General features: G+C 54.6%; 7 protein-coding genes and 1 pseudogene. 5 read left to right on the top strand and 3 right to left on the bottom strand.

The features are described from left to right. Positions 1-136: pseudogene (locus P7F28_RS23595) on the top strand (IS110 family transposase); the annotation flags it as partial. Positions 137-901: 765 nt separating this feature from the next. On the opposite strand, the gene P7F28_RS23590 reads toward P7F28_RS23595, so the two are convergent. Then, the gene (locus P7F28_RS23590; protein WP_277187177.1) at positions 902-1528 is read right to left on the bottom strand and encodes a hypothetical protein; all 627 of its coding nucleotides are present in this window, start codon (positions 1526-1528) and stop codon (positions 902-904) included. A gap of 821 nt (positions 1529-2349) precedes the next feature. Here P7F28_RS23590 and P7F28_RS23585 point away from each other — a divergent pair. Next, positions 2350-2616 (top strand): hypothetical protein, encoded by a 267-nt coding sequence (locus tag P7F28_RS23585; RefSeq protein WP_277187176.1) that lies wholly within the window; start codon positions 2350-2352, stop codon positions 2614-2616. A 562-nt stretch (positions 2617-3178) separates the two neighbouring features. On the opposite strand, the gene P7F28_RS23580 is transcribed toward P7F28_RS23585, so the two are convergent. Beyond that, the gene (locus tag P7F28_RS23580; protein ID WP_277187175.1) at positions 3179-4459 is read right to left on the bottom strand and encodes an integrase domain-containing protein; all 1281 of its coding nucleotides are present in this window, start codon (positions 4457-4459) and stop codon (positions 3179-3181) included. Positions 4460-5878: 1419 nt separating this feature from the next. On the opposite strand from P7F28_RS23580, the gene P7F28_RS23575 reads away from it, so the two are divergent. Beyond that, complete coding sequence (locus tag P7F28_RS23575; RefSeq protein ID WP_277187174.1) at positions 5879-6961, top strand: acyltransferase; 1083 nt, start codon at positions 5879-5881, stop codon at positions 6959-6961. Between the two features lie 47 nt (positions 6962-7008). Here the strand turns inward: P7F28_RS23575 and P7F28_RS23570 are convergent, their stop codons facing one another. Beyond that, a complete protein-coding gene (locus tag P7F28_RS23570) occupies positions 7009-8247 on the bottom strand; it encodes a methyltransferase domain-containing protein (protein WP_277187173.1) in 1239 nt (412 codons plus the stop codon). A gap of 381 nt (positions 8248-8628) precedes the next feature. Here P7F28_RS23570 and cysC point away from each other — a divergent pair, with 381 nt between their 5' ends. Further along, positions 8629-9219 carry an adenylyl-sulfate kinase gene (cysC, locus tag P7F28_RS23565; RefSeq protein ID WP_277187172.1) on the top strand — a complete coding sequence of 197 codons (591 nt, stop codon included), beginning with the start codon at positions 8629-8631 and terminating at the stop codon, positions 9217-9219. 106 nt (positions 9220-9325) lie between these two features. After that, positions 9326-10522, top strand: coding sequence for a hypothetical protein (locus P7F28_RS23560; RefSeq protein WP_277187171.1), 1197 nt, complete (start codon positions 9326-9328; stop codon positions 10520-10522). The last annotated feature ends 14 nt before the right edge of the window (positions 10523-10536 follow it).

Raw genomic sequence — 10536 nt, 5'->3', positions numbered from 1 at the left:
TGAGCAGTTGCAGAAACGACGGCCATCCAACGTGGTGACCGTAGCACTTGCTAACAAGATGGCCCGAACAATCTGGGCAGTTCTCGCACATGGTACGGCGTACAACCAGGGGCACGTCAGTGCACGACCAGCTTGATAAGTAGAACCGTATGGAAGATTGAAGCTTGCAGGATGACTTCGAAAGGTTGCGTTGGCAATCGAGCGTGATGACAAGACAGGTCGGACCTGAACTCGCTAAGCCTGAAAGATAGTTTGAGCGCGTAGCTCGTGCGACAAATGAGGAGCGAGTCAGCGGATTTCATCGGGGCCCGCAGCGTATCACGCTGCAATGAGGCCGCATATAAAGCTGCAACCTATCCTGTCGATGCAACACGCAAGAAAACCTGGCGCATCGGGGGCGTTCATATAACTATCTTGGCCGGCCAAAATAATTGTCGCCGCCCATACGCCTGCATCCCGGCGTCGCCGTCACGGCCCCCTTCGCTTTTCCCCGTTGGCCCTACTAGTCGTATTGAACTGTAAAACCCGGGCCGAAGAGTTCGTCCTGATATTTCCACTTCATCGGACTCCAATCGAGTCTACATCCCTGATTCTAAAGGATAACAAGTGGATATTGCGAAATCAGTTCGGCCCGGCTAATTGCACAACAATCGCATCGCCTGCTTACAAATTGCTTCCTCACAGTATGTTTGCCGAAAAACGATCTTGGGCGGGATGCCATGACACGTTCCAAATGCGCCGTGTCGTAACGAACGACATCGTCAGCGACGAGACCTAATGTAACTGTGAGCTTACGCCAGGGTTGGACGGTCGACCGGTGCGCGAGACTGCTCCGATCTGAGCACCGACTTGGCCCACCATTACGCGCACGGCGCTCGTCAGGCATTAAGCCATCACGTGCCTATGCTTCATCCACTTCCTTGTCCCAATCACGACACCCTTGGCGAATGCGCGCACTGATTTGGTTGACGTCGAAGAAAGACCACTGCACTCCAACGAAGGGGGCATACCTTTGTCGCAGAAACTGATCCAATTCGTGCAGTTTCATAATCGATGGGGGAAGGTCGAAGTCGATCTTGCAAGCGTCGTCGGTAGTGATCGCGATGGCCTCAACTGGGCACTTCAGATCCGACAGTAGCGCGGACAGGAAATGCACGACTGGCGCGGCTTGCCAAAGAGGACATCGAATTACGTGCGCCGTGTCGGACTCGGTGACGAGAAGTTCATTTGCCTTGGTCGTCAAGCTAAGGGCACCCATCGACCGAATGCGCGTGATGACAAAGACGCCGAAGCGTGTAACAGCTATGCAGTCCGCGCCTGCGGCCCCGCCCGAAAATCCTAGACTCGTCTGCACCATCATGTGTTCGTGCAACGCATACTGGTTCAGTAGCAGCGGAGCGAAGACCGCGCGAAGCTTGCGCGAGAACTCGGCGTATTCGCGCCTGCGTTGCCTAAGCGAAGGCTCCTCCTGATAACTTTTAGGGTACCCGAGGTACGCCTGCGTGGGAAAAAAGGCGGTAAGCTGCATTTGAGCGTGCAAGCGGGATCGTTTTAACATAGCAAAGCTCCAGGTCTTCGGTGGTCGTTAGCTTTCGATTTTTCGTTTCGAGTGCTGCAGAAACAATCTTAAATTCGACGACGCGCATCAGGAGCTGGTAAAGGTCGCGATTTCGATAGCCCATTCAATTAAGAGGAAGACACATCGCTCGTCAGGCATTGCGTGGCGCTTGGAAACGCCCGACGCGGTATGCAGGTACAGTGCCGAAGAGATTTGAAACATACAATCGTAAGATCAAACTCCGTCGCGGATGATCGGCTAAACGAGTGAATTGCTGGAAGCGCCGAAATTGGGTCTGAATCGGCGGAGCATCCATCGTAGGCTTGGTGGATGGAAGCGGCGATGACGTAAGTAGTATGTCGCAGTGCGTGAGGGACGCCGGCCCGCGTCTAGCATGACAGGGTTGCCAGTCAGGCTCTCGTCAAGCGACAACGAAGCTTACGTCATCCGGGATGTCATAACGAACAGGCGGCGTGGCGGTGCATCGGAAAAGCGCCGGACGCGCTCCGGACCACCGTTGAGATTATCAGGATAATTTGAATTTCGTAGAAAGAGCCGCGAAAAGGTATCGCTTCGTTCCTGATAGATTTACAGAGACTTTTCGAATAAACCGCAAAAGCCGCACACAGTACGGACACCAACAGCGCGGAGGTAGCACCAACCGCTCTTTGCATGATGGGCGGCGCCGCGCTGACTCGCAATAAAACTGCTGGCTAGTACAGCAGGCCACGTCGAATGGACCTTACGGGACTATCCGCTGCAAACGGGCGCATCGTAATCGAGAGACAGACATGCCAGCCATACCCACCAAAGATTACGCGGCCGAACTTCAGCGTCAACTGAGCAGCTTGCTCGGCCGCGAGCAGATCGTCACACAAGGCTACGAGGGACACCTGCTGAACAAACGTCTCGATGATGAGGAATCGAATGTTGTGGCACGCCTTACCGAGCTCGTCCGCAATCGTTATAGTGCCGCCTTTCGCAGCCATACCGGCCGATGGGAACCTTCACCGGGCAAGCGCCCTATTTGCAGCCGCATAACTATTAAAGTTATTTGAGGGATGTTGTGCCAGCAGCGTGAGTCCGCAGTTGTTTGGCCTGCGAGCGACACTACCCAGATAGCGTCCCACTAGATTCCAAGACCAGCGTAACCATTGATTCGCTGAGTAAATTTTCCTTTTACTACACGTGCCATATAGTCACCTCGCCCTTATTCGGCACACTTTTTACATGACGAAATGGCGTTATCGGGTGCGGAATCCTGCTTTTCCAGCCAAAAAACAGGTCGTGCGGGACCACTAAGAGCGGCGCAATATGAAACGCGGTAGGAGACGTGCTTTTACGGCGTCTTTCAAAACGAGCGGGACCATCCTTTCGCATGAGCCCGGAGTTCATTGAAAATCCGAGCACAGTGCGTAAGTGCAACTCCTGTGACTACTGGAAAAAACGACGAGCGGCGCGGGTGTGAGCAAAGGCACGGCTTCATCCTTGCTTGCGCCGAGTATTGCGCTGATAGTGATGGCCGTTCATCGTAATCAGTGTCGACTATGCACCATATCTAAGGGCCGAAATCCGTCGCCGATCATGACGACGGGACGTCGTCCGTTAGCGATGGTAACCCTATTCGGCAAGCAGTGAAAGTTGGCCCGGCGTCGCGTTGTTGATTATCTGAGCCAACACTGGACCTTCGAGGGCCTCGTTAGGCGCGGATGTTGACGGTGCTTCGGTCTCGGCGGGGTTTGCAGGCGCTACAGTTGGCAACGGGCCACCTTTTGCAAGTATCCGATAAAACGCTTGCCTTGAAATTTTCAGGCGCTTCGCCGCCTCCGATTTGACGCCGTTCGCCGCATGAAGAGCCGCGATCGCCTGCTCGAAGGTCACCACAGGCCTAGACAGGCGCTCCGCCGTCGCGAAGGTTGAGATGTAGGCCGTCGCCTTCGCTGCAAGGCTATGCCCCGCGGCTTCGACCAGCTGTTGCATGGCCCTTTTATGAAGTTCCGGATCTGGCCGGTGATCTGGCAGTTTGATCGGTGCCGGCACCCCGGTTATATCCTCGTACATCTTTTGGAGGTAAGCGTGGCGCAGCCCGTGGACCGTGACACCCAAGCCACCGCGCGCGATGCCCTCTTTCTGGAGCACGTGATAGAAATGGCGGTACCACCGCTTGAGCGACCATGGCTCCGGAATCATTGAGCCGGTGCGAGGATTCGAGAGCCTCGCTGCACGGATGAGGACTTCGTATTGCCATTCAGCATCGATCGGCACGAGCCGGGGCCTGCCACCCTTCGTACCGTCGATGACGTGCAGGTGGCCCGAGATACGCAGACATTGCAATGGACGCAAAAGCATGCTTTCTTGGGCGCGCAAGCCGAACGTCGCTTGCAATTCGACCTGAATCGCAACCCACCGATCATGCTCACAAAGCCGGGAGATCACTTCGTTGACGTCAACGTTCGCCGCTTCCCAGGATTTATCTTCCTGCGCCACGTAATAGCGGCGATATCCGTCGGGCCGCTTGATGTAGTCATCGACCGTGCCCACTAGCTGGTGCTTTTTCATCCAGGCGGCAAGTGTCCGCCAGTAGGTCAGCTTGTTCTCGACGGTGCCCGGTGCCTGGTCCTTTTCCGAGACCCACAGCTTGACCAGATGAGCGATGTGTTTTTCGGACAGGTTCCAAGGCGACTGCAGTGCGAAACCGCCCTTGCGCAGTTCGCGGAAGCCGGCAATGAGATGCCGCACGCGATAGCTTTGCGTTTTGATGGAGATGGCGTTCGACGTCACACGTGTCGTGCTATGAGCTTTCGATAGATGGCGGTTGAAAAGTTCGGCAAGCTCTTTGGTAAGCCGCTGAGGAAGTCCCGCGTTATCTAACAGGGGCGAGAAATTGAATAGTATTTTCACGGTCGTCGCATCAAAGGCGACGTTCTCACCTATCAGAAGAACGTCCCGGGTTGTTGAAAGACTGCGCGCTTTGCTTTCCGGGATCTTAGAGATCAGATTTTCGATTCACCCGGCGCAGGGAAGCACTGCCGCCTGATGATCCATGCGTCGGATGAACCGAAGCACGGCTACTTGACCGCAGGCGTTAGCCTGTCGAGTCAAGCAATTCCTTTTGCGCTTTTTGGTATCGGCAGCGCGAGCCGACAAAATGGGATCTCGAAATCCGCACACAGGGTGCAAGTGATTTCCCGTCTTGCGAGCATGTTCATCACGGTCGCCTTGATTTGGAACCGCGCGAAGCAAGCTTGGCGAGAGTCGCCTTCGACGACTGGCATAGGTGACGTTCGCACTGTCCGTGCGGAATTGTTCTCAAACGATGCGAAACTACGTTTCGCTTGAAAAGCCAATGCTGAAGCGGTCCTGCGAGAACTCAGTTTCCCGCACTACTCGCACACGGCCAAATTGCATGGCTGCTGCAGACGAAGAATTTTGCGTCCATCAGACGCGTGCCAAAAAACGGAGCGTATTGCGCTCGGGTCGATGCGTCGAAACGCAGATAGGTGATTAGGATGATGCGCCTCTTTTTGAGCTATCGCGCCCAGAAAGCTCGCGATTTTGATACCTCTTTCGGAATAGTTCGCCTTACATCCAGTCCCGCAGGCTTGCGCGGTGCTGAGTTCTGTTGCGGGACCGGTGCGGTGTGCCGGCGTAACCAGCCGTGCTTAGAATTTTGTTGTGCCGGATGGCTCAACGCCTTAATCTAGGAGACGTGATGTTGCGAGTGCAAAGTGCCGTTAATTTCGTGGCGCGAATCAACGGGAAAATCAAAATCTCGAAGGGAAGTCCTGTTTTCACTTTGGACAGATCCGCCTAATCGCCGAAGCAAAACTTCGGAAATTTCATGCCCTGATTTGTGACGACTTGCGCCAAATCGCTCTTATGCGTTTCTACTTGACCGCATGTATTTGCATTTCGATCCAAGCAAATCCTTTTGCACTTCTTGGCATCCGCAGCGCGAGCCGACAAAATGGCATCTAGAAATCCGCTTACACGGTGCAATTGATTTCCCGTCTTTCGAGCTTGCTCATCACAGTCGTTTCGATTTGGACACGCACAAGTCAAGCACGGCAGGAGTCGCCCTCGACGAAAAACATAGGTGACGTTCGCATGACCGACCATGCCTCGTCGGTGTTACTGGAACGGAAGTCCGCAATGGCATGCCATCAAATCACCCAAAATAATGCGACAAGAGGAAGTGATTCGGCCACGTTCGTCGATACCGTAAGCTGATTGCTGTTCGCAAGGCCCGGGACACCAGAGACGTGGATTGCAGCAGCATTCTGTTAAACTCACGTGCCCTTTCAACAAAGCGACATTGCCATGCGCAAGGCGTATCTGGATGGTATGCGAGGATGGGCCTCGCTGATGGTGGTGCTTGCTCATGTCATCCGAGGGATCGCGGCGCCCGCGGTGAATTCATACGAGAAACCTTGGCTTTACTTCGTAAGTGACGGAACGCTCGCCGTCTATATTTTTTTTGTAATTTCGGGGTTCGCCCTGTCGTGCGGATTTTTCGAAACAGGTCGAACGAGTATCCTGGCTCAGCTGGCGCTTCGCCGGTATCCGCGCCTCACCCTACCTATTCTCGCTTCCTGCCTGATATCGTTCGCGTTGCTCGAAACCGGTTTGGTTTTCAATCATGAAGCAGCCATATACGCAAAGAGCGCTTTCTGGCTCGGAACTTTCTTCGGCTTCACGCCCGCTTTCCCCGATCTTCTTCGTTTCTCTTTATTTGACGTCTACTTTTCATACGATCCTGCTCATACGTACAACTCCGCGTTGTGGACCATGAGCACCGAGTTATTCGGTTCGATGTTCGTGTTCGGATGCTTAGCCTTATTTGCCGAGACGTACCTGATTCCCGTCTATATCGCGTCGATGGTGATCTTGATCTTGTTGCACAGTCCGCTCGTCGCGTTTCTTCTTGGAATGATGCTGGCCAACGCACAAACGAAATCGCAATGGTTTCGTGAAGACAGCGCCGCAAAGACCGTTTCTGGGTTTGTTGTTATCGTCACTGTCGTTGCCTTATGCACATGGAAGAAAAATATTTCGGGCGATCCAAACATTATGGCGCTGGTGGCAGCATTGCTCGTAACCGCGGTCGCACAAAGTCGAACCCTTCGGGCCTTCTTCGAGCGGCGTCTCTCGAACTTTCTCGGCCATATCTCCTTTCCGCTTTACCTGGTCCATATGTCCGTGATCGTCTCTTACTCCTCGTTTCTTTTGATCACGCTGCCGGAGCACGGCGTGTCGCGGCAGGCAACGGTGAACTACATGGTCTTGACGACGCTGCCACTTTGCATTGTCGCAGCGATTCTCTTCGCTCCGATCGAGACAATAGCCATACGAGCAAGCCGTGCGTTCGCAAACGTCATATCGAATATTGCACGGACGAAATGATTTGATGGGGCGACGCATTGCGAACAACGAGGTCGCCGTGTAAATGCTCAGACCCGACCCCGCCATGCGGAGACGAGACGTCTGAGCGGTGCAGTGAGTCTCCAGGAGGTCGAAGCCCGAAGCGCCGATATGGTTTCGACGAGGTACAAAGTCTTCTCGTGTGCAATGGCCAACTCCGTCCGGTAATGTTCGCGCTCCGCATCGCGCGACACCAAGTTGGAATCGAGCGTCGCCATCTGCTGCCGGATCATCTCGAAGCCAGTCTGTATGTGCTGGATTTGCTGGCACAACCCTTCCGCCGAAGTTCCTGAATTGGCAGGAGCAGTGTTTTGCCTGATTTCATCCACCAGTTCATCAAATCGCCGATGAATATTGTCGACCGGATCAACGCGTGCTTCATGGCCGAGCGTCGAAGTTTCGGATGCCTCATCGAGAACCCGGTGCGCCAGCGCATCGCGGATGGACTCGTAATCCGCCGGACGCAAAACCGCCGGATTGGCGACCGCACGAAGGTGCGCGAAAAAATCGACGCCAGGCGACTCAGAGATCTCAACGATTTCGAACGGAATCAGCCCCAGATAGGAGGCGTCGCGTATCAGCAGCTCAAAGGACGCCGGCGTGAAGACCGAGCAATGCGCGTCCTCGTAGTCGCGATCTTGCAATTTGTTGCCCTCGAGCCATTCGTCGAAATCTTTCTGCAAGTTCGCGCCAACCGTAATGCCGGTCGGAGGCGCACCGCGAAAAAAACTGCCGTATGGCTCGCCGTGGTGATCGTAGGTGCAACGCATCCATTTATTGTCGAAGACTTGCGCAAGCGAGGGTTGTCGACGACCTTCGAAATACGCCTCCAGCCACTCGCTCAGCGGCGTCAGTGAACGGAAATAGTCATAACATGCGCGGCGATCCGGCATTGCCATGGAAATCAGACCACCAGGCCTCAAAACACGAGCACAACCTTGGAGAAAACGAATAGGATTTGGCAGATGCTCGAAGTTATGTGAGGAAACGATGTAATCGAAGCTTCCGAGTCGATGGTGCTCCGCCACGACTTCGTCGATATGCGTCGATGATCCAACCAGATCGACAGCTTCCAGTTGCGCTTGCTGCTGTTCGGCAGAGTATCCGTTTCGGGTCGCAAGAGCCTTTAAAGCATCCGTGTCGAACACGTCCATGACTAAACAGTTGTAACCATCGCGCTTTGGCGTCAGAGGCCACAAATACGGTCCAATTTCGATTCCCAGGTGCGCTTTCGTAATGTATTTGAGGATGACATCGCGACGATCCATGCACGAATCTCCGGAAGGAATCGGAATAAAGGCACAAGCACCAATGCGCAACTATCCGCCACAGCCGCAATTGCACGCGTTCGAATCCGATCGAGAACACGCCGTAGTGTCGATAACGCATACTCGGTGAATGCAACTCGACTTGCAAGGCTCTCTTATACGTCGCACATCGTTTTCGACTCTGGTGCCTCGATTGCATGTTTTCTTGCAAAGTCTAGCAGCAAAAATACGACCACATCGATTTTGTCGCGTTTCCTGAATATACTGCATCGGCAGGCCCATGCGTACTGGGACACCGGACAGAGCAAAAAAAGCGCGTGGTAGTATTGGTTGCACCGTACGATTGATTCATCAACAAGGGGCGTTTGTTTAGACGAATTTATGGCGACTATTTCAAAGCGTCCGAACAGTATTTTATGGATGACTGGCTTGTCGGGCGCAGGGAAAACGACCATTTCAAATGCTTTCGCCGAGTCGCTGAAGGCTTCGGGCATTACTTGTGCCGTCCTCGACGGTGACGAGCTTCGCAAGGGCTTGAACGCCAACCTGTCGTTTAGCCCGGACGATCGCAAGGAAAACGTAAGACGAATCGCACACGTAGCGAAGCTATTAACGGCATACGTCGAAGTTGTTATCGTCGCAGTAATCTCGCCCACCCGCGCCTGCCGAGAACTGGCGCGCGGGATCATCGGCGAGCACTTCTTCGAAATTTTCGTGGATGCGCCGATCTCGATTTGTGAGTCGCGTGACCCCAAGGGCCTGTACAAGCAGGTGCGGGCGGGTCGAATCGGGAATTTCACTGGCCTGTCCGACACCTACGAGCCGCCCTCCTCGCCTTCTCTACATCTGCAGACAGACCGGCTTTCCGTTGACGAAGAAATAAGGCAATTGAAAGAGTTGCTTTATGCGCGGACAACCATCAATGCGGCACGCCAGGAGCAAGTCGATGTTCATCGCTTGGACATTCGTTGAAACGTTTGTGTTCTATAAGCGTCCGGCGTAACGGTGGGCAAACCTGCAGGATGCAAGTCGAGGACCCCGCGCGCGGAGTCGCACGGGTAGATCCTATTCAATACACATGAATCATCACCTTTTCATCGCGGGAACGGGTCGTGCGGGAACAACTTTTCTCGTTCAATATCTGACGTCGTGCGGTCTTGAAACGCAACTTAGCCTGCATCCCGAAGCCAGGCTTAATGAACATGCAAACGCTGGGCTCGAAGACTATCCGTCGAAGGGCGCTCACCTGCCCTACGTGATCAAATCCCCTTGGCTGTATGAGTTCGTCGATCAGTTGCTCGAACGCAATGATGTTACGATCGATGCCGTCATTATGCCGATGCGGGATCTCGTGGAAGCCGCATCCAGCCGGGTCATTCTGGAGATGCGCTCGCGCTACGGCGACGATCGTCTGAACGATGATGTCCGCCAGTGGGAAACATGGGGTTGGACGCCGGGCGGGATGGTCTATTCGATGAATCCGATCGATCAGGCCCGCCTGCTGGCGCTCGGCTTCCATGACGCCGTGTTCGCCTTGGTCAAGAAGCAGATTCCTATCGTCTTTGTGGACTTCGAGCGTATGATCGCCGACGCCGAATACGCGTGGAGTGCGCTCGAACCCGCACTAAAACACAAGACGGACCGCGCACGAGCGCTAGCGGCCCACGCAAAAACCGCCGACGCAAGCAAGATTCGGGTCGGAGCCGCGACGGTGCGCCGTGTCGACGACCAGATGTCTGGGGTAAATCGGGAGCCGTCTCCGGTAATGCATGTCGAACATCCGAGCATGGCTCGGCTCGACCGCGCGGCTATTCTTCGCGAGTTGAACACCGTCCGATCCGCGCATGAGCAAGCGAATCACGCGCTGGCGCAGCAGACGGAACGTGCGAACACGCTAGACCTCAGACTCAACGCCGTCGAAACCCAACAAATGCATCAATCCGACGCGCTCGACGCCGAACTGAACATCCTTCGAGCGCAACTTGCTCGTGCGCGCGAAGCTCTGACAGCAGCAAACGCAAACGCGGAACGCGAGCGCTTGAATTTTGCGCAGCAGCGCGCACTTGAGCGCGGAAAGGTGACGAAGACAGAAGGTGACCTGCGGGCGCTACAAGAGCAGTATGATCGGATAACTGCTCACGCACACACGCTCACCATGGCGCTTAGAGAGCTGGAAACGTCGAACTCATGGAAACTAACGCGTCCGCTGCGCGGATTGTCTATGTTTCTACGCAGTCTGTTTTGGCGGCTTTCGCCACGCCGACATCGGCATTAACGCTCTCAAGCCTT

Source organism: Caballeronia sp. BR00000012568055 (genome assembly GCF_029439455.1).
GTDB lineage: Bacteria > Pseudomonadota > Gammaproteobacteria > Burkholderiales > Burkholderiaceae > Caballeronia.
Note: the sequence above shows the minus strand (reverse complement) of the source record. Positions and strands in the feature narration are given on the sequence as shown.

Excerpts from the sequence above, each read along its gene's own strand:
- P7F28_RS23560 (WP_277187171.1), top strand. The coding sequence starts at position 9,326 with ATGAATCATCACCTTTTCATCGCGGGAACGGGTCGTGCGGGAACAACT.
- P7F28_RS23585 (WP_277187176.1), top strand. The coding sequence starts at position 2,350 with ATGCCAGCCATACCCACCAAAGATTACGCGGCCGAACTTCAGCGTCAA.
- P7F28_RS23570 (WP_277187173.1), bottom strand. The coding sequence starts at position 8,247 with ATGGATCGTCGCGATGTCATCCTCAAATACATTACGAAAGCGCACCTG.
- P7F28_RS23590 (WP_277187177.1), bottom strand. The coding sequence starts at position 1,528 with ATGCAGCTTACCGCCTTTTTTCCCACGCAGGCGTACCTCGGGTACCCT.
- P7F28_RS23575 (WP_277187174.1), top strand. The coding sequence starts at position 5,879 with ATGCGCAAGGCGTATCTGGATGGTATGCGAGGATGGGCCTCGCTGATG.
- cysC (WP_277187172.1), top strand. The coding sequence starts at position 8,629 with ATGGCGACTATTTCAAAGCGTCCGAACAGTATTTTATGGATGACTGGC.